Raw genomic sequence first — 18,390 nt, 5'->3', positions numbered from 1 at the left:
GTGGACGGGATGCAGGCTCCGCGCTACGCGGGCCTGACCACGTTCGCACGGCTGCCGCGCCTGGAGGACGTCGAGACCTATGACGTGGCCGTGGTCGGTCTCCCGTTCGACAGCGGGGTGACCTACCGGCCCGGGGCGCGGTTCGGCCCGTCTCACATTCGGCAGGCCTCGCGGCTGTTGCGCCCGTACAACCCCGCCCTGGATGCCGAGCCCTTCCGCGAGGCCCAGGTCGTCGACGCCGGAGACATCGTCTGCAACCCCTTCGACATCACCGAGGCTCTCCAGCAGATCGAACGGGGACTCCTGCCACTCATCGGCGACGGTCGACCGGTTCTCGTCCTGGGAGGGGACCACACGGTGGCACTCCCCGCGCTTCGGGCGATCAACTCCGTCCACGGACCGGTCGCGCTCGTGCATTTTGATGCACATCTGGACACGTGGGACACCTACTTCGGTGCCCCCTGCACACATGGCACCCCGTTCCGGCGCGCATCCGAAGAAGGGCTGCTGGTCAAGGGCAACTCCGCCCATGTCGGTATCCGCGGCTCGCTGTATGACCGCAAAGATTTGCTCGACGACGCCGACCTCGGATTCACCATCGTGCACTGCCGCGACATCGAAAGAATCGGCGTCGAGGGAATTATCCAGCGGGTGCTCGACCGCGTGGGAGACGCCTCGGTTTATGTGTCGATTGACATTGACGTGCTCGACCCGGCATTTGCCCCGGCGACCGGAACCCCTGAAGGCGGGGGCATGACCACCCGCGAACTTCTGGCAGTGCTGCGCGGCATGAGCGAACTACCGCTCGTAGGAGCCGACATCGTCGAGGTGGCGCCCGCCTATGACCATGCAGAAATCACTGCGGTCGCGGCAGCGAACCTCGCGTACGAATTGGTGACCATCATGACGACAGGGAAGCGTTGATGAGCAGGCCAGCAGACCCGGTGACGTGGCCGGAGGGTAAGACCGCCGCCGCCACCTTCAGTTTCGATATCGACGCCGAATCGGCTGTACTGTGGCAGACGCCGCACGTCGCTGACCGCATGAGCGTCATGAGCCACCAAGCATACGGCCCGCTGGTCGGTGTTCCGAGGCTGCTCGGCCTGCTGGAAAAACACCGAATCCGATCCACCTTCTTCGTGCCCGGGTACACTGCGCACCGCTATCCGGGCGTGGTGCGCGACATCGTCGCGGCGGGACACGAAATCGGGCATCATGGTTACTTGCATGAGCAGCCCACCGGGATCAGTGCCGAGGAAGAAGCCGCTGTACTCGACCGGGGGCTTGACGCGCTCCAAGAGGTCGCGGGCATCAGGCCTGTCGGCTATCGCGCCCCTATGTGTGAACTTTCCTGGCACAGTGCCGCTCTGCTGGACGCGCGGGGTTTTCTGTACGATGCGAGCCTCATGGACGCCGACGTCCCCTACGAACTGGCGATCACTCCCGGGTCAAGCCGATCCATAGTGGAAATTCCCATGCAGTGGGCGCTCGACGACTGGGAGCAGTACTGCTACCTGCCCGATATCTACGGCGGCGGCCTGATCGAGACACCTGCCAAGGCAAGGGAGCTATGGCAGGCCGAGTTCGAGGGCCTGCGCGTGGCGGGTGGATGCTGGGTGCTGACCAACCACCCGTTCCTCTCTGGTCGCCCGTCCCGCGCTCAGCAGCTCGACGAATTGATGGAGCACGTCCTGGGCTGTGCCGATGTGTGGGTGGCATCGATGGAGGAAATCGCGCGCCACATACGCGGACTCAGCCTTGCCCCACGGTCTATCGAGATCCCTGCGGACCTGTCCTGAGCAGACTGTTGCACCGGCCGGCCGTCCTGCCAGTTGACCGCCGGTCCTACCGGAGCCGAAGGTGCCGGAGCGCCCACGTCCCGGGATACGCCCGGTCGGCTGGTCGGTGCCGACCGGGCCGCTGTGCAGGGTTCAGCCGGCCGGTGTGGGCAGCGGGGACGCTGCGCACACTCGCCGGCATGGCGGCCGGGGTGCGGGTCGGCAGTGTGCCGGTGGTGAGGTAGGCGGCGACGGACGCGTCCGCACACGTGTTGCTGCCCGGGGTCTTACCGTTGCCGATGCCGCCCAGCACGCCGATAGGCGCCGAGTGCGGGAACCGCGCCCGCACTCCGAGGCTGCCCTCGAACGGCATCGCCGCGTCCAGCGTCTCGCCGATCAGGAGTGCGCCGGCCACCTTCGAGCCGTTCACGTCAATCAGGGTGCCGGCCTCGGCGCCCCAGGCCCGGCAGGGCGCGTTGAGCCGCGCGGACCTCTTCGAAGAACTCGACGAGTTCTGGGCTCTCCGAGATGTGCCGGGCGACGCCGTCGAGACGGCCCTGGATCGACGCCAGGTAGGTTTGGGCCTCGGCTACCGCTCCGCCCTTACGGCCCGTCTCGCCGAGGGCGAGTGCGGGACGGAGCGCCTCCTGGGCCTCCAGCAAGGACAGTCGCTCCTCGACCAACTCCAGCGCCGGGGCCGGGTCGAACGCGTCCTTCTGCGTGACCAGGTCCAGCAGGACCATCGGCAACAGGCCGCGGGCCGCCGCGGAGAGCTGGGCGACGTCGTCGTCGAGGCGGAGCGCCATGGGCGGCGGCGGGATCCGCACGATGTCGGTGGGGGCCAGCACCTCCCGCATACGGTCGGCGATCCTTGCCGCGGTCTTCACCGTCTGCTGATGCCGGACCCCGCCCATGGTCAGGGGCTTCGGGCGGAGCCGGCTGGCGGCTATCCGCCGAGGGCGCTCCGACGGCGGTCAAGTGCACCGAGGGTTACGGCATGAGGCGGTAGCCGGGCACGCTGCCCGGCAATCTCTCCCCGCGGCCGAGGGTGACGGTGGGATGAGGGTGTCGCAGCCTACGAAGGCGCCGTGACAGGGGTGGCTGAAGCCGCCGCAGAGCCCGTCGCGGTCACCGCGGGAGCGGGGCGGGCTGTGATGGGTGTGCGGTCCGGTGGTGTTCCTGGAGTCGCTGACGTCGATGTCGGAAGGGCGGCGGCGACCGCGAAACACCGGCCACGCTGCAGTCGAAGGCCTCAGGTCTGCGACTGCGAGCGAGGCCGTGTAGGCGACACGGACGGAAATTCGGTGGCGCCTGAGTGTTCGTGCCTCTATGTTGGGGCTGCTTTCTCGCGGCGGTTGTTGGCCGCCGCTGTCGGCTGAGTGAGGAACGGGAGGTGTGACCGATGGCTGTCTCTGTGATGGGCGCTGCCCGCAACCAGAAGTTCGTCCACTCCACCTCCGTGGCCTCCGGCTGACCTTTCGCACAGCGCACACATGCGCGGAGCCGGGGCCGCCCTTGTGAAGGGTTCCCCTTGAATCTCTCTTCTCTTTCGGCTTCTTCCACTTCGTCGCACCCCCTTGCCGTCTACGGCTGGGACGAGGGCTGGGAAGCCGAGTTCGCTCCCTATGCCGAGCAGGGCCTCCTGCCCGGCCGTGTCGTCCGGGTCGACCGCGGCCAGTGCGACGTCGTCACGCCCCTCGGCGCCGTCCGTGCCGACACCGAGTTCGTCGTGCCCCGCGACCCGATGAAGGTCGTGTGCACGGGGGACTGGGTCGCCGTCGACCCCGACGGTGCCCCGCGGTACGTCCGCGCGTATCTGCCGCGCCGGACCGCGTTCGTGCGCTCCACCTCCTCCAAGCGGTCCGACGGGCAGATCCTCGCCGCCAACATCGACCACGCCGTCGTCGCCGTCTCCCTCGCCGCCGAACTCGACCTCGGCCGGGTCGAACGATTCCTCGCCCTCTCCTGGGAGTCCGGCGCCCAGCCGGTCCTCGTCCTCACCAAGGCGGACCTGGTGCCGGACCCCGCCACCCTGGCCCATCTGGTGCAGGACGTCGAGATGAGCGCGCCCGGCGTGCCCGTGCTCACCGTCAGTGCCCTGCACGGCGAGGGGCTCGACGTCCTCGTCGCGCTCGTCGGCTCCGGCACCTCCGTGCTGCTCGGCCAGTCCGGCGCGGGCAAGTCCACGCTGGCCAACGCCCTCGTCGGCGCCGACGTCATGGACGTACGGGCCGCGCGGGACGTCGACGGCAAGGGCCGGCACACCACGACCACCCGCAATCTGCTCGCCCTGCCCTCCGGCGGCGTCCTCATCGACACGCCAGGGCTGCGGGGCGTCGGCCTGTACGACGCCGAGAGCGGGGTCGGCCAGGTGTTCGCCGAGATCGAGGAACTGGCCGAGCGGTGCCGTTTCCATGACTGCGCCCACGAGACCGAGCCGGACTGCGCGGTGCGCTCCGCGGTGGAGAACGGCAGGCTCGCGGCGCGACGGCTGGAGAGCTACCGGAAGCTGGTGCGGGAGAACCAGTGGATCGTGGCCAAGACCGACGCGCGGGTCCGAGCGGAGCTTCGGCGGGACTGGAAGAGGAAGGGTGCCGAGGGAAGGGCGGCGATGGAGATCAAGCGGGGGCGCCGAGGGTAGGCGCACCGCCCCAGCACCATGTCCGAATCCCGCTGGCCCTGCCTCCTGCCCGGTCCCACACTGGAACACGTGAGGGACGAAGACACCAGGTACGAGGCGGTGCGCAGCCGGGACGGACGGTTCGACGGAGTGTTCTTCTTCGCCGTCGAGACCACCGGCATCTACTGCCGGCCCAGCTGCCCGGCGGTCACGCCGAAGCGGCACAACGTGCGGTTCTTCCCGACGGCCGCCGCCGCGCAGGGCTCCGGGTTCCGGGCCTGCCGGCGGTGCCGGCCGGACGCCGTGCCGGGGTCGGCGGAGTGGAACGTCCGCGCGGACGTCGTGGGACGGGCCATGCGGCTGATCGCCGACGGGGTCGTGGACCGCGAGGGCGTCGCCGGGCTCGCCGCGCGGCTCGGCTACAGCGCGCGGCAGGTCCAGCGGCAGCTCACCGCCGAGCTCGGCGCCGGGCCCGTGGCGCTCGCCCGGGCGCAGCGGGCGCACACCGCGCGGGTGCTGCTGCAGACCACCGAGCTGCCCGTCACCGAGATCGCGTTCGCCTCCGGGTTCGCCAGCGTCCGCCAGTTCAACGACACCGTCCGGGAGGTGTACGCCTCGACGCCCACGGAGCTGCGGGCCGCCGCCACCCGGAGCCGGGGTGGCGCCCGGAACCGGGGCGCCCGCCGGGCACATCCGGGCGCCGGGATCCCGCTGCGGCTCGCCTACCGCGGGCCGTACCAGGCCGCCGCCGTCTTCGATCAGCTCGCGGAGGAGGCGGTAACCGGTGTCGAGGAGGTTTCCGGCGCGCCCGGCGGTCGCACCTACCGACGCACGCTGCGGCTGCCGTACGGCACCGCAATCGTCGCCGTCGAGGAACGGACGAGGCCGGCGACCACCGGCACCGGCACCCGTCCGGGCGGCTGGCTCGACGCGCGGCTGCACCTCACCGACCCCAGGGACCTCACCACCGCGGTGCAGCGGCTGCGGCGCCTGTTCGACCTCGACGCCGACCCGTACGCCGTCGACGAGCGGCTCGGTGCCGACGCGCGGCTCGGCCCGCTGGTCGTGGCCCGGCCCGGACTGCGCTCGCCCGGCGCCGTGGACCCGCTGGAGCCCGCGGTCCGCGCCCTGATCGGGCGGGAAGGCGCTCAGGAACTGGTGCACCGGTACGGCAAGCTGCTCGACGCGCCCTGCGACGGCCTCACCCACCTCTTCCCCGAGCCCGCCGTCCTCGCCGAGGCGGAGCCGGGCGGCCCGCTGGGCGCGCTCTCCGCCGCGCTCGCCGACGGCACGGTCCGGCTGGACCCGGGCGTCGACCGGGACGACGCGCAGGAGGTGCTGCTCGCCCTGCCCGGCATGGACCCGGCTGCCGTCGCCGCCGTACGCGTGCGAGCCCTCGGCGACCCGGACGTCGCCCCACCCGGCGCGGAGGCGCCCGACGACTGGCGGCCCTGGCGCTCGTACGCCGTTCAGCATCTGCGCGTGGCGGGGGAGTGGAACCGATGACGACCGTGCCGACCGTGTACTGGACCCGACTGGAGTCCCCGGTGGGCCCGTTGCTGCTCACCGCCGACGCCGACGGGGCGCTCACCTCGCTGTCCGTGCCCGGGCAGAAGGGCGGCCGCAGCGTGCAGCACGGCTGGCGGCACGACACCGGGCCGTTCCGCGCCGCCGCGGACCAGCTCGGCGCGTACTTCGCCGGTGAACTGAAGCAATTCCGGCTGCCGTTGAGCGCTCACGGCACCGAGTTCCGGCAGCGGGTCTGGGCGGCGCTGGACGAGGTGCCGTACGGCGCCACCGTCACCTACGGGCAGATCGCCGCGCGCATCGGCGCACCCCGTGCGGCGGTTCGCGCCGTCGGCGGCGCGATCGGCGCCAACCCCCTGCTGATCCTGCGGCCCTGCCACCGGGTCATCGGTGCGGACGGGTCGATGACCGGATACGCGGGCGGGGTCGAACGCAAGGTGCGGCTGCTGACCCTGGAGAGCGCGCTCGCCTGCTAGGCCCTGCCGCCGCCTCGGAGCGCGGCCGTCCGGCCTCGCCGAGCCCCCACCCGGGTACGTTCGCTGCGCTTGGGCCGTACCTCGGTTTCCTCTGTTTCTTCCCTGCTCCTCCACCGATGTGCGGGGCGGGCGGGCGTGCTTGGCTGCCGTCATGGCCACGGCTGCGCGCCCTGCGCCGGTTGCGCCGAGCGGGTGGACCGCCGACGAAGGTGCGGTGGCGTGGGCCGGCCGTGTGGCACGGTCTGCTCCGACGGGCAACGGGGAAGGGCGGGTGCGGAGATGGCCGGGGTCGCAATGGCCGGGGTCGGGCGGGTCCTCGCGGTGCTGGTGCTGGCGGTGCTGCCGGGCACGACGGCGCCGGCCGTCGCGGAACCGGCCCCGCCGCCCTGGACCGGCAGCTGGGAGTCCGCACCGTCGGGAACCGCTTCCGCACTGCCCGGCGCCGCCATCCGCAACGTCGTCCATCTCAGCGTCGGTGGCACGGCCGTGCGCATCCGGCTCAGCAACCGTTTCGGCGCCGCGCCCCTGCGGCTCGGCGCGGTCACCGTCGCGCTGCGCCGGGCGGCCGGCCCCTTCGCCGTGCCCGGCACCCTGCGCACCGCCACCTTCCACGGCGCACCGACCGTCACCGTGGCGCCCGGCCGGGAGACGGTCACCGACCCGGTGCCGCTGCCCGTCCCGGCCGCCGCCGACCTTCTCGTCACCGTGTACACCCCCGGTGACAGCGGCCCGGCGACCTACCACCAGACCGCCCTGCAGACCAGCTATCTGGCCCCGTCCGGCGCGGGCCGGGCCGCCGACGAGAGCGGCGCCGCCTACACCACCGTCATCAGCCGCTGGTACTACGTCACCGGCGTGGACGTCCTCGGCAGGGCCGCGGGCAGCATCGTCGCATTCGGTGACTCCCTGACCGACGGAAACGGTTCCACACCCGACGCCAACCACCGCTGGCCCGACCGGCTCGCCGAGGGGGTGCGCGCGGAGCGGCTCGGCGTCCTCAACGCCGGAATCTCCGGGAACCGTTTGCTGCACGAGGGCACCGGACCGAGTGCCCTCGCCCGCCTGGACGCCGACGCCCTGGACCGGGCGGGGGTACGGGTCCTGGTGGTCCTGGAGGGCATCAACGACATCAAGGGCACTCCCACGGCCGACGACGTGACCGCTTACGCCGACGCCTACCGCACGCTCATCGCCCGCGCCCACGCCCGGGGCGTCCGGGTCGTCGGGGTCACGCTCACGCCGTACCGGGGCTTTCCCGCCTACACGGACGCCCGGGAGGCGGTACGGCAGCGGGTGAACGCCTTCATCCGCACCGGCGGCGCCTTCGACGCGGTCGCCGACGCCGACGCCGCCCTGCGCGACCCGGCGGCCCCGACCCGCCTCCTGCCCGCCTACGACCCCGGCGACCACCTGCACTTCAACGACGCGGGCATGGCCGCGCTCGCCCACACGGTCCACCTGGCCCTCGCCGCGCTGCGCTGACACCTGCGCCCGGCTCTCGCCCCGCCCGGCTCTCGCCTCGTCGGAGCGTCGGCGCTCTCGCCTCGTCGGAGCGTCGGCGCGGCGGCGGCTCACCCCCACAGCACCGCCCCCAGCCACGCCCCCGCGATCAGCAGGCAGGCGAACAGTTCCGCAAGGACGCTGGAGCCGCCCGAGCGCATCGTCGTACGCAGGGCGGCCATCGCGTCGCCGTGCCGGCCAAGGCGCAGCCGCTCGTGCAGATAGACGCCGGCCATGAAACCCGGTACGGCGCCCACCACCGGCAGCAGCACGAAGCCGGCGAACGCCCCGACTCCCGCGTACACCCCCGTCCGCGGCGTGGCACCGCTCTGCCGGAGCCGGCGCGGTGGCAGTGCGGCGCGGACCGCCAGCGACAGCAGCAGCACCACGGTGGCGCCCACCAGGACGGCCCAGGCCAGCGGCTGCGGATCGGTCAGCGCCCACCACAGCACCGCGGCCCACACCAGCCACGACCCCGGCACCCCTGGCACCAGCACTCCGCACAGGCCGAGCACGACGACCACGCCGACCAGCAGGAGTTCCCACACTCCCATCTGCCCAGAGTGCCGGAGAAGCCGCGAAACGGCAGAGGCGAAGGCCGCAGCGGGCCCGAGCCTACGAGCGGGTCACCCAGCCCCGCTCGTACGCGTGCCAGCCCAGCTGCAGCCGGGTCGTCACCCCGGCCAGCTCCATCAGCCGCCGCACCCGGCGCTGCACGGTGCGCAGCCCCAGGTCGAGCTGCTTGGCCACGCTCGCGTCGGTCAGCCCGGCCAGCAGCAGCGAGAGCACCTCCAGATCGGTGGCGTCGGGGCCGTCCGGCCGCTCCTCGGTCACCCCCGCCGGCCCCAGGCGCAGCGGCAGCGCCTCCCGCCACACCGACTCGAACAGCCCCGCCAGCAGTTCCAGCAGCCCGCTGGCGTGCACCACCAGCGCGGCCGGCTCCGCCGTGCGCGAGGTCAGCGGCACCATCGCGAGCGAACGGTCGGCGATCACCAGCTTCGTCGGCACCCGGTCCACCGCCCGCACCTGCTCGTCCCGGCCGAGCGCCGCCGTCAGCTCGGTCAGCCCGTGCGGCAGGTCCAGCACCTCCCGCTCCACCACCACCCGGTAGCGCACCCCGCGCCCGGCCGCCTGCTCCTCCGCCTCGTTCTCCACGCCGGACACGACCACGGGATGGCCGCTCACCAGGGCGCACACCTCCTCGGACGCCCCCAACTGCAGCTGCAGAAAGCGCTGGGCGACAGCCGAGGAACCGGTTACCACCTCCACCAGGTCGTGCACCGCCGGCTCGGCCGCCGCGGCCCGGTACTCCTCCGCGAGCAGCGCAGCCGCCAGCTCCGCCTTCTCCAGCTCGTGCCGCTGCTGGGTGAGCAGGGCGCCCAGCGCCACCCCGGGCGGGGCCGCCACCCAACGGCCGGGCCGGGCCGGGGACTGGGCGGCGAGCCCCTGCCGCTCCAGCCGGCGCAGCGCCCGCTCGGCGTCCGGCTCGGCCAGCGTCAGGCGCCGCGCCAGATCGGTCACGTCGGCCGCGCCCACGGAGACCAGCGCCCGGTACGCCGCCTCGTGCGTCTCGTCCAGCCCTATCGCTGCCAGCATCGGTCCAGCCCCTCCCCGGAACAGGCCTGGAACCAGGCCCGAGAACACGCCACCAACAAGCCGCCACGACGGGCCCGCTCTGGCGGAAACCGGCCACGGCGCAAACCCGCCGCGGAACATCATCGCCGTACCGGAGGTGACTCTGCCAAGGTGGCAGCACTGCGGGACGCGACGCCGTTGCCGGTTCACAGCCCTGTCCCAGGAAACCAAGCCACAATCCGGCCATCCGACCGGCGCCTCGTCCGCGGCCCGGTCGCCCGGGCCGTGGCCCGGGCCCGGACGTGTGCGAGCCACGCGAAGGGGATCCGGGGCCGGGCCACTTCGGACGTCGCCGGGCGGTCCTCCCGTGGGGGGTGGGGCCGCCCGGCGGCCATCTCGCGCCCCTCGTACGGCTGTTCACCCCTTCACTCGACCCGCCCTTCGAAGCGGCCGGGGATGCCGGATTTTCCCGATGCCCCGTTTTCACACGGCCCGTGCGGTGGACAATTAGGGGCATGAGCCAGCAGGGGGGAAGGCCCGCCCGTCCTGAGGACGACTGGTGGGTACAGCTGTACGACGACTCCACCGACGACACGGGACCCACGGCCGCGCCCGATTCCCTGGACGACCGCTTCGCCTCGGCGAAGCACACGGTGACGGGCCGGCCGGCGGGACGGTACGACGCGGCATCGCCGGCCGAGACCGGGCCGCCGCGCGACTCGGCGCCGGGCGGTCGGATGGGCGACGGCGACGGCGGCGCGTGGAGTGGCGACGGGGGCGCGCGGGGTGGTGACGGCGGCGCGGTGCGCGGTGGCATGGCGCGGGATGCCGCGGGCGCGGGCGGACCGGAGCCCCGGCCGGCCGCGGTGCCGAAACCACGCGCGGCCGAAGGCCCGGCCGCCCCGCCCCCCGAGCCCCCGGCCGCCCCGCCCCCCGAGCCCCCGGCCGCGTCTCCTCCCGCTCCCGGCGCGGTGACCGGCGCGCCGCCGCGGCAACGGCAGCCCTGGGAGCCTCCGCCGGCCGCACCCCCGGCCCCGTCGTCGTTCCCCTCGGCCGCGAAGCCCTCCGCGCCGGCCTCGACACGACCGGACCCGGCCGTCAGGCAAACCCCCACCGCCTCCTCCCGACCGACGCCACCGGCCTCGGACCGCCCGGCACCGGCCCAGCCGCCGCCCGCGCCGCTCCCCGAACCTCAGGACCCATGGTCACCCGCCGAGCCTCCCGAGCCGCAAGATCCGTCGGCGCTCTCCGTGCCTCCCGAGCCCCAGGACTCGTCCGCGGTCTCTGGGCCCTCCGAGTCGCGGGACACGGGACTCGTCACGCCGCCGCCCCCGGCGGCCCGCGCGCCCCGGTACTCCGAGTCCGCCCCCGTCCCACCCGCACCGCCGCTCCTCACCCCGCCCCCGTCCCTCTCCGCCATCGACTACGTGGGTTCCGGCCCGCCCACCTACGACCCGGAGCCCACCGCGCTGCCGGCCGCCGACCCGGACGGGCTGGGGGAGTTGGTCGCGGACACCGTGCTGGACGGTGCCCAGTACGGGGTGTGCACGCTGCGGGCCGTGTCGTTGCGGGGGGACTCGGCGCGGTACCGGGGCGAGCCGCGCCGGGACTCGTTGTTCGTCGCCCGGTTCGGGGCGGGGGAGCAGGGGCTGGTGCTCGTCGCGCTGGCGACCGGGGTGCGGGGCACGCCCGGCGCGCATCTGGCGGCGGCCGAGGCCTGCCGGTGGATCGGACGGGCCGTGGGCCGCAGTCATCAGCGGCTCGTGGAGGACATCCGGGCGGCCCGGCGCGGCGATCTGAAGGCGGGGCTGCACCGGCTGACCGACCGCAGTCTCGGCAGGCTCCGCGCGAGCGCCGCCGAACAGGGCGTCGACCCGGAGGAGTACACGGCGAGCCTGCGCTGTCTGCTGCTGCCCGCCGACCCCGACTGCCGTACCCGCGTGTTCTTCGGCGTCGGCGACGGGGGCCTGTTCCGGCTGCGGGACGGCGCGTGGCAGGACATCGAGCCGGTGGTGTCGCCCGCCGACATCATCGGCGGCTCCGTCGTCGGCTTCGGGTCCCCGCCCGCGAAGACGTTCGCCGAAACCGCCCAGGGCGACCGGCTCACCATGGACCTCGGCATCCCGACCCCGCCGAGCCCGTACGAGCCGGCGCCCGAGCCGCCCCGGGAGCCGTTCCGGTTCCGTGCCTCGGTAGCCCGCCCGGGTGATGCGCTGGTGATGTGCTCCACGGGCCTGGCCGACCCGCTGCGCGGCGAGGCCGCCCTGTGCGCCTACCTGGCCCGCCGCTGGTCCGGCGGCACCGCGCCCGGTCTCGCCGCGTTCCTGGCCGACGCCCAGGTGCGGGTGAAGGGTTACGCCGACGACCGCACGGCGGCGGCCGTTTGGGAGGCGTAACCGCTCTCTGTGTGCCTGGATGGAACCGAGGACCACGGCGGGATCCGGGACCACCGAAGGGGCAGACGAGAGAACATGGCCAAACAGAACGTTGCCGAGCAGTTCGTCGACATCCTCGTCCGCGCCGGTGTGCGCCGCCTCTACGGCGTGGTCGGGGACAGCCTCAACCCGGTGGTCGACGCCGTCCGCCGCAACCCCGCCATCGACTGGATCCACGTACGCCACGAGGAGACCGCAGCCTTCGCGGCGGGCGCCGAGGCGCAGATCACGGGCAAGCTGGCCGCCTGCGCCGGCTCCTGCGGTCCGGGCAACCTGCACCTGATCAACGGCCTGTACGACGCGCACCGCTCCATGGCGCCGGTGCTCGCGCTCGCCTCGCACATCCCGTCGAGCGAGATCGGCCTCGGCTACTTCCAGGAGACCCACCCGGACCGGCTGTTCCAGGAGTGCAGTCACTACAGCGAGCTGATCTCCAGCCCGAAGCAGATGCCCCGGCTGCTGCAGACCGCCATCCAGCACGCGGTCGGGCAGAGCGGTGTCAGCGTGGTCGCGCTGCCCGGCGACATCGCCGCCGAACCGGCCCCGGAGCAGGCCGCGCAGAGCGCCCTCGTCACCTCCCGGCCCACCGTCCGGCCAGGCGACGCCGAGATCGACGCGCTCGTGGAGATGATCGACGCGGCACGCAGAGTGACCCTTTTCTGCGGCAGCGGCACGGCAGGAGCGCACGCGGAGGTCATGGAGTTCGCCGGGCGCATCAAGTCCCCGGTGGGGCACGCCCTGCGCGGCAAGGAGTGGATCCAGTACGACAACCCGTACGACGTCGGCATGAGCGGGCTGCTCGGCTACGGCGCCGCCTACGAGGCCACCCACGAGTGCGACCTGCTGATCCTGCTCGGAACCGATTTCCCGTACAACGCGTTTCTGCCCGACGACGTGAAGATCGCGCAGATCGATGTGCGGCCCGAGGTGCTGGGCCGGCGCTCCCGGCTCGACCTGGCCGTGTGGGGCGACGTACGCGAGACGCTGCGCTGTCTCGTCCCCCGGGTGAAGGAGAAGACCGACCGGCGCTTCCTCGACCGGATGCTGAAAAAACACGCCGACGCCCTGGAGGGCGTGGTCAGGGCGTACACCCGCAAGGTCGAAAAGCACGTCCCGATCCACCCCGAGTACGTCGCCGCCGTCCTCGACGAACTCGCCGCCGACGACGCCGTGTTCACCGTCGACACCGGCATGTGCAACGTCTGGGCGGCCCGCTACCTCTCGCCCAACGGGCGCCGCCGGATCATCGGTTCGTTCTCGCACGGCTCGATGGCGAACGCGCTGCCCATGGCGATCGGCGCCCAGTTCACCGACCGGCGCCGGCAGGTGGTCTCCCTGTCCGGAGACGGGGGGTTCTCCATGCTGATGGGCGACTTCCTGACGCTCGTGCAGTACGACCTGCCCGTCAAGGTCGTACTGTTCAACAACTCCTCCCTCGGCATGGTCGAACTGGAGATGATGGTCTCCGGACTGCCTGCCTACGGCACCGCCAACACCAACCCCGACTTCGCGGCCGTCGCCCAGGCGTGCGGCGCGTACGGGGTGCGGGTGGAGAAGCCCAAGGATCTGGCCGGCGCTCTCAAGGACGCCTTCAAGCACCGGGGACCGGCGCTGGTGGACATCGTCACCGATCCCAACGCCCTGTCGATCCCCCCGAAGATCAGCGCCGAGATGGTCACCGGGTTCGCCCTGTCCGCCTCCAAGATCGTGCTGGACGGCGGGGTCGGCCGGATGCTGCAGATGGCCCGCTCCAACCTCCGGAACGTGCCCCGCCCTTGAGGAAGCAACCCCCGGGCCGAGGGAGCGGATTTCGGCCAGTTTCACGGCGCGTGACGGCGTGCCGACGGCCGGTGCCGGGCGCATCTGCCCTGCCGTCCCGGGGCGTCCGTGGCGCCCAGCGCCGCGCGGGGAGCCGTCGGGGCCGACGGCGAGCGGCCCGGCGGGTGGCCCGCGCGCCGTACGGCCGTGGCCGAACCGCCGGTCATCGGACATGCGTGATGACTGCCTGTGTGCGCGCTGGGCAACCATCCTCCGTGAACGTGTTCGACCAGGAGGGGCAGGGTCCGGCGGCGTGCGGGCGGGGGTCATGGAGAGTCAGGCACGAGGTGGCGGTCCCGCGGTCGTCGGGGGCTCCTCGGCGACGACGGGGGAAGGGGCCGGCACCATCGCGGAACACGCACGCCGGTTCCGGCGCAGGCTGCGGCGGGCGGACCTCAGGGCGGTGCCCGAGGCCCGCCGGGAGTTGCGCGAGCTGCTGCGGCACTGGGGCAGACCGGGCCGCTCGGAGATCGCCGAACTGCTCACCAGCGAACTGGTCACCAACGCGCTCGTCCACACCGACGACGACGCGGTCCTCACGGCCGTCGTGGAGCCCGGCGGACTGCGTGTGGAGGTCAGGGACTTCGTGGCCCGCAGACCGGAGCTGACAGGCCCGGACACGGACGACACCCATGGGCGGGGCCTGGTCCTGGTGCAGTCCCTCGCGGACGCCTGGGGCGTACGGCCGCACGGGGTGGGCAAGGCGGTGTGGTTCGAACTCGGCGCCGAGGCCGTGTGAGGCTCCGCGAACGCCCGGACAGCGGGCGCGCAAGGTGCGGGCCGAGGTCCCCGCGTCCCGTGGGGAGGTGTCGCCGTCTCGGGGCCGTCACCGCGGGCCGCCGCGGACGCGGCAGGCGCGCGGCCGGTGGGAAACGGGCGGGGGCGTGACCCACGCGGTCACGCCCCCGGCCCGTCGGCAGCGGCGGTCCTAGCCGAACTGCTGCTCCAGGTCCTTCAGCTTGCGCTCCAGGGAGTCCAGCCGCGGCAGGGCCATGGTGTCGTCCTCCGCCGTGAGGTCGACGGTCACCTGCTCAGCGGCCCCGCTGCGGACCGGCTGCAGGGAGGGACGGGCGCGTACGGGCAGCTGTTCCGCGGTGGATATGGCAGGCTCCGCGGTCGCCGGGGCGGGGCCACGCTCCACCGCCTGCACCTCGACCTGCCGTCCGCCGCGGCCGACGAAGCCGCGGTGGCCCCGGCTGATGGCCTTCAGCTGGGCCCGCTCCAGGCGATGCTGCTCGCGCCGGCGCTGCCGCGTCTCCTCCTTGTGCCGCTTGTCCTCGCGGACCTCCTCGACCGCCTCGTCCAGGCTGCGCACGCCTTCCAGGAGCATCAGCGACCAGGCCTTGTAGGTCTCGCGGGGCGCGCGCAGCCAGCGCACGATACGGATCTGCGGCAGCGGGCGCGGCACCAGGCCCTGCTCGCGCAGCGCGGCGCGGCGGGTCTGCTTCAGGGCCCGGTCGAACAGGACGGCCGCGGACAGTGACATACCGGAGAAGAACTGCGGGGCGCCCGCATGTCCGGCGCCCCGGGGGGCGTGCACCCAGTTGAACCAGGCAGCCGCCGCGGCGAAGAGCCACACGAGGATCCGGGAGCCGAGGGCCGCGTCACCGTGGCTGGCCTCGCGCACCGCGAGGACGGAGCAGAACATCGCCGCGCCGTCCAGGCCGAACGGCACCAGGTACTGCCAGCCGTCGGTCAGCCCCAGGTTCTGCTCGCCGAAGCCCACGAGGCCGTGGAAGGACAGGGCGGCCGCGACCGCCGCACAGCAGAACAGGAGCACGTAGGAGGCCGTGCCGTAGATGGCCTCCTTGCGTCTGCGGCGCTCCTCGCTGCGCTCCCAAGAGTCGTCGGCGCTCGCGTTCTCCCCGGAGGAGCGCTTGCCGCGCGCGAGCACCGCTACCGCCGCCAGCATGCCCAGGAGAAGTACGGCGCCCGGAAGCAGCCAGTTCAGCGATATGTCGGTCAGTCTCATCAGGGGTCCCTTGCATTGGGATAGGGCGTAACGCCCGCCATAGTGGCCCACTCCCGACGGCCCTCAGGGGGTTTCGGGGCAAGAGGCCGCCAACGAAGTGCAAGGAAATGCCCAGGACGGCGTTCTGCTCGAACTGCCGCTTGAGGGGCGGGAGTTGAGTTCGAATAAGACTACCTGTACGAGTGGTTCCTCGGAAAGTTCCTGCGACGCGTGAGGAAGTGGTGAACTTCCTGTCCGGGAGCCTGCGTGCGTGCGAGCGGTCGTGCCGACGACGATCTTAGTGGACCGCGGGCGGTGCTCCCGACCTGAGGCGCCCTCAAGCCGCCGCCGTCGCGGTGAGTTTGGCGATCCGGTCGCGGTCGCAGGTGCGCGGGCAGGTGGCACAGGTGTCCTCGGGGCGGACGGTGTAGAACATGCAGCAGCTCGCCCGGTCCCGGGTGGGCATCACCTCGCCGTCCGGTCCGGTCAGCACCCGGAACGCGGCCGAGCCGACGTACGGGCGGGTCGCGCCCGGCAGCAGCAGCTCCAGCTCCCGCACGGCCCGCCGCTCCTCGCTCTCGCCGAGCCGATGGGCGACGTACCACAGCCCCTCCACGACCTCGTCGGTCGCCATGCCCCACAGGGCCCGTCCGCGCCGCCGCATCCGCGGCCCGAAGCCGGCCGGCACCGGCTCCAGGTGCTCGGCGACGGCCGCGCGCACCTCGGCCCGCAGCGCCTCCGCGTCCGGGACGACGACGGCGCCGGGCAGTGCCGCGGCGGGATCGCCCGGCAGGCACGCGAAGGAGGCGGGGCGGCGTACGGCCATGCGGCCGGCGGCGCGGTCGTACGAGACGTGCGTCACGGGGAGCCGGGGCACCCGGCGCAGCAGGAACCACGGCGCGGTGATCAGCAGACAGGCCGGCCAGGCATAGCGGTGCAGGCCGCAGCTCGCGACGACGTCCGGGCGGGCCCGGCGTCCGTAGTCCCGCAGCACCTGGTCCTCGTCCCAGGCCAGGAAGGCGTCCAGCTCGGCGCCACCCGCCGCGAGCCCGGCGCCGGTGACCCATCCGTCCCCCCCGGGGCAGCGGCTCCGCCGGGCCCGGCTCCGTCACGGACAGGCCCGCACGGGCCCTGGTGAGGCGCTCGTGCGCGGCGGAGAGCGGCGAGGCCGCAGCGGGCATGGGGGGCACCGATCCTTGGTCACGGGCTGACGTGTGCAGGTAAGGCTAACCTTAGCTAGTCGCCGGTGAATTTGAACTGCCGCCCCGGGCGCCTATCGTGCTTGACGGACAAGTGACAACCCGTCGTTAATGACCCAAGTGCCGACAAGCCGCCAGGAGGACCGGTGAAGCAGAGCGCGCAGGGCTCCTCCGGGGCGGGGACACCGGAGCGCCGGGCGGAAGGCGGCGTCCGGGTGCCCGCGCAGGCGCGCGTGGCGGACGCCCCCGACGGCTTCCGCGAGCGCGACACCGCCGTGCCCGCCGCCCGGGGCGAGCACACGCACAGTGAGCGGCCGATTCCGCAGCCGTCGGCGGTGCAGCGCTCCTCGGTGCGCGGGCAGATCCTGGACGCGCTGCGGACGGCGCTGGCGACGGGCGAGCTGAAGCCGGGCGGGGTCTACTCGGCGCCGGTGCTCGGCGAACGGTTCGGTGTCTCGGCCACGCCCGTGCGGGAGGCCATGCAGCAGCTCGCCCTGGAGGGCGCCGTCGAGGTCGTGCCCAACCGCGGCTTCCGGGTGGTCGAGCGGGGGGCGCGGGAGCTGGCCGAGCTGGCGGAGGTGCGCGCGCTGATCGAGGTGCCGGTGATGCTGCGGCTCGCCCGCACGGTGCCGGGTGAGCGGTGGGCCGAACTGCGTCCGCTCGCCGAGGAGACGGCACGCGCGGCCGCCTCCGGCTGCCCGGCGACGTACGCGGAGTACGACCGGTCCTTCCACGGCGCGCTGCTGGCGCTGTCGGGCAACGAGCAGCTGGTCGCCATCGCGTCGGACCTGCACCGGCGTTCGCAGTGGCCGCCGGTCCGGCAGGGGCGGGCGTACCTGGTCGCGGACGCCGCGGAACACATGGCCCTGCTGGACGCGTTGATCGCGGGGGACGTGGACATCGTGCGTGGCCTGGTGACGGGACACTTCGCCGGCGCGAGCTGAAGCGCCCGGCAGCGGCGCGGGGAACAGCACGACCACCCCGACGGCCCGCAGCCGCCACCACGCGCCCGCGTGCACGCTGTGGCCCGCCGCTTCCGGCAGCCGTCGCCACGCGCCCGCGCACGCTGTGGTCCGAGGCTTCCGGTTGCCGTCGCCCCGCGCCCGCGTGCACGCTGTGCCCGTCCGCTTCCGGCAGCCGTTGTCACGCGCCCGCGCACGTTGTGGCCCGCCGCTTCCGGTTGCCGTCGCCCCGCGCCCGCGTGCACGCTGTGGCCCGCCGCTCCTGGCAGACAGCCTCCCGCACCACTCCGCCGTCGCAGCCCCGGCACCCCGCGGACGGCCTCACGCACCCGCCTCTGCGCCGCAGCCTTCCGCTCCCGCAGACAGCCGAGGCCTTCCGCACCCGCTCCGGCGCCGCAGCCTTTCGCTCGCGCCGGCGGCCTTACAGACCCGCCTCTGCGCCGCAGGCCCCGCGCCCGACAGACGGCCGGTCTTCCGCCCCCGCGCCGGAGCCGGTCGCCGCCTCTGTGCCCGACAGACGGCCGGTCTCCCGTCCCCGCGCCGGAGCCG

Annotated in this window: 15 protein-coding genes and 1 pseudogene; 10 read left to right on the top strand and 6 right to left on the bottom strand. The window is 73.4% G+C overall.

Going from position 1 to position 18,390, the window contains the following annotated elements; translation table 11 throughout:
• Positions 1–9: 9 nt before the first annotated feature.
• Positions 10–924 (top strand): agmatinase, encoded by a 915-nt coding sequence (gene speB, locus AB0L59_RS11390; RefSeq protein ID WP_365582189.1) that lies wholly within the window; start codon positions 10–12, stop codon positions 922–924.
• Positions 924–1,799 (top strand): polysaccharide deacetylase, encoded by an 876-nt coding sequence (locus tag AB0L59_RS11385; protein ID WP_365581756.1) that lies wholly within the window; start codon positions 924–926, stop codon positions 1,797–1,799. The genes speB and AB0L59_RS11385 overlap by 1 nt, the downstream gene beginning before the upstream one ends.
• Before the next feature lie 46 nt (positions 1,800–1,845).
• On the opposite strand, the gene AB0L59_RS11380 is transcribed toward AB0L59_RS11385, so the two are convergent.
• Together AB0L59_RS11380 and AB0L59_RS11375 are read right to left on the bottom strand one after the other, a co-directional pair.
• On the bottom strand, positions 1,846–2,208 hold the full coding sequence (locus tag AB0L59_RS11380) for an alpha/beta hydrolase (RefSeq protein WP_365581755.1): 363 nt from the start codon (positions 2,206–2,208) through the stop codon (positions 1,846–1,848).
• A 1-nt stretch (position 2,209) separates the two neighbouring features.
• Complete coding sequence (locus AB0L59_RS11375) at positions 2,210–2,635, bottom strand: hypothetical protein (RefSeq protein ID WP_365581753.1); 426 nt, start codon at positions 2,633–2,635, stop codon at positions 2,210–2,212.
• Positions 2,636–3,309: 674 nt separating this feature from the next.
• Between AB0L59_RS11375 and rsgA the strand changes: the two genes are divergently transcribed.
• From rsgA to AB0L59_RS11355, 4 genes are all read left to right on the top strand, one after another.
• The gene (rsgA, locus tag AB0L59_RS11370; RefSeq protein ID WP_365581752.1) at positions 3,310–4,419 is read left to right on the top strand and encodes a ribosome small subunit-dependent GTPase A; all 1,110 of its coding nucleotides are present in this window, start codon (positions 3,310–3,312) and stop codon (positions 4,417–4,419) included.
• Between the two features lie 69 nt (positions 4,420–4,488).
• Positions 4,489–5,904, top strand: coding sequence for an AlkA N-terminal domain-containing protein (locus AB0L59_RS11365; protein WP_365581750.1), 1,416 nt, complete (start codon positions 4,489–4,491; stop codon positions 5,902–5,904).
• Positions 5,901–6,401 (top strand): methylated-DNA--[protein]-cysteine S-methyltransferase, encoded by a 501-nt coding sequence (locus AB0L59_RS11360; RefSeq protein ID WP_365581748.1) that lies wholly within the window; start codon positions 5,901–5,903, stop codon positions 6,399–6,401. The genes AB0L59_RS11365 and AB0L59_RS11360 overlap by 4 nt, the downstream gene beginning before the upstream one ends.
• Before the next feature lie 294 nt (positions 6,402–6,695).
• Positions 6,696–7,883, top strand: coding sequence for an SGNH/GDSL hydrolase family protein (locus AB0L59_RS11355; protein ID WP_365582187.1), 1,188 nt, complete (start codon positions 6,696–6,698; stop codon positions 7,881–7,883).
• Positions 7,884–7,972: 89 nt separating this feature from the next.
• Here AB0L59_RS11355 and AB0L59_RS11350 read toward each other — a convergent pair whose 3' ends face one another.
• Positions 7,973–8,455 carry a DUF456 domain-containing protein gene (locus tag AB0L59_RS11350; protein WP_365581746.1) on the bottom strand — a complete coding sequence of 161 codons (483 nt, stop codon included), beginning with the start codon at positions 8,453–8,455 and terminating at the stop codon, positions 7,973–7,975.
• Positions 8,456–8,516: 61 nt separating this feature from the next.
• Positions 8,517–9,497: a helix-turn-helix domain-containing protein gene (locus AB0L59_RS11345; protein WP_365581744.1), complete on the bottom strand. Its 981-nt coding sequence runs from the start codon at positions 9,495–9,497 to the stop codon at positions 8,517–8,519.
• 494 nt (positions 9,498–9,991) lie between these two features.
• On the opposite strand from AB0L59_RS11345, the gene AB0L59_RS11340 reads away from it, so the two are divergent.
• From AB0L59_RS11340 to AB0L59_RS11330, 3 genes are all read left to right on the top strand, one after another.
• Entirely contained in the window at positions 9,992–11,872 is a 1,881-nt protein-coding gene (locus AB0L59_RS11340; RefSeq protein WP_365581743.1) for a protein phosphatase 2C domain-containing protein, read from the top strand.
• Between the two features lie 75 nt (positions 11,873–11,947).
• Positions 11,948–13,690, top strand: a complete 1,743-nt coding sequence (locus AB0L59_RS11335) for a pyruvate dehydrogenase (RefSeq protein WP_365581741.1) — start codon at positions 11,948–11,950, stop codon at positions 13,688–13,690.
• A 307-nt stretch (positions 13,691–13,997) separates the two neighbouring features.
• Entirely contained in the window at positions 13,998–14,468 is a 471-nt protein-coding gene (locus tag AB0L59_RS11330) for an ATP-binding protein (protein WP_365581740.1), read from the top strand.
• A 189-nt stretch (positions 14,469–14,657) separates the two neighbouring features.
• Here the strand turns inward: AB0L59_RS11330 and AB0L59_RS11325 are convergent, their stop codons facing one another.
• Together AB0L59_RS11325 and AB0L59_RS11320 are read right to left on the bottom strand one after the other, a co-directional pair.
• Positions 14,658–15,701, bottom strand: coding sequence for a DUF2637 domain-containing protein (locus AB0L59_RS11325; RefSeq protein ID WP_365581738.1), 1,044 nt, complete (start codon positions 15,699–15,701; stop codon positions 14,658–14,660).
• 316 nt (positions 15,702–16,017) lie between these two features.
• Positions 16,018–16,861: pseudogene (locus AB0L59_RS11320) on the bottom strand ((2Fe-2S)-binding protein).
• Between the two features lie 164 nt (positions 16,862–17,025).
• Here AB0L59_RS11320 and AB0L59_RS11315 point away from each other — a divergent pair.
• The gene (locus tag AB0L59_RS11315) at positions 17,026–17,823 is read left to right on the top strand and encodes a GntR family transcriptional regulator (RefSeq protein ID WP_365581736.1); all 798 of its coding nucleotides are present in this window, start codon (positions 17,026–17,028) and stop codon (positions 17,821–17,823) included.
• The last annotated feature ends 567 nt before the right edge of the window (positions 17,824–18,390 follow it).

The organism is Streptomyces sp. NPDC052109 (assembly GCF_040680195.1).
GTDB lineage: Bacteria > Actinomycetota > Actinomycetes > Streptomycetales > Streptomycetaceae > Streptomyces.
The sequence above is the reverse complement of the archived record's forward strand: the minus strand, read 5'-3'. Positions and strand labels throughout refer to the sequence as shown.

Excerpts from the sequence above, each read along its gene's own strand:
- AB0L59_RS11325 (WP_365581738.1), bottom strand. The coding sequence starts at position 15,701 with ATGAGACTGACCGACATATCGCTGAACTGGCTGCTTCCGGGCGCCGTA.
- AB0L59_RS11375 (WP_365581753.1), bottom strand. The coding sequence starts at position 2,635 with ATGCGGGAGGTGCTGGCCCCCACCGACATCGTGCGGATCCCGCCGCCG.
- AB0L59_RS11385 (WP_365581756.1), top strand. The coding sequence starts at position 924 with ATGAGCAGGCCAGCAGACCCGGTGACGTGGCCGGAGGGTAAGACCGCC.
- AB0L59_RS11335 (WP_365581741.1), top strand. The coding sequence starts at position 11,948 with ATGGCCAAACAGAACGTTGCCGAGCAGTTCGTCGACATCCTCGTCCGC.
- AB0L59_RS11360 (WP_365581748.1), top strand. The coding sequence starts at position 5,901 with ATGACGACCGTGCCGACCGTGTACTGGACCCGACTGGAGTCCCCGGTG.
- AB0L59_RS11345 (WP_365581744.1), bottom strand. The coding sequence starts at position 9,497 with ATGCTGGCAGCGATAGGGCTGGACGAGACGCACGAGGCGGCGTACCGG.
- speB (WP_365582189.1), top strand. The coding sequence starts at position 10 with ATGCAGGCTCCGCGCTACGCGGGCCTGACCACGTTCGCACGGCTGCCG.
- AB0L59_RS11355 (WP_365582187.1), top strand. The coding sequence starts at position 6,696 with ATGGCCGGGGTCGGGCGGGTCCTCGCGGTGCTGGTGCTGGCGGTGCTG.
- AB0L59_RS11350 (WP_365581746.1), bottom strand. The coding sequence starts at position 8,455 with ATGGGAGTGTGGGAACTCCTGCTGGTCGGCGTGGTCGTCGTGCTCGGC.
- AB0L59_RS11340 (WP_365581743.1), top strand. The coding sequence starts at position 9,992 with ATGAGCCAGCAGGGGGGAAGGCCCGCCCGTCCTGAGGACGACTGGTGG.
- AB0L59_RS11330 (WP_365581740.1), top strand. The coding sequence starts at position 13,998 with ATGGAGAGTCAGGCACGAGGTGGCGGTCCCGCGGTCGTCGGGGGCTCC.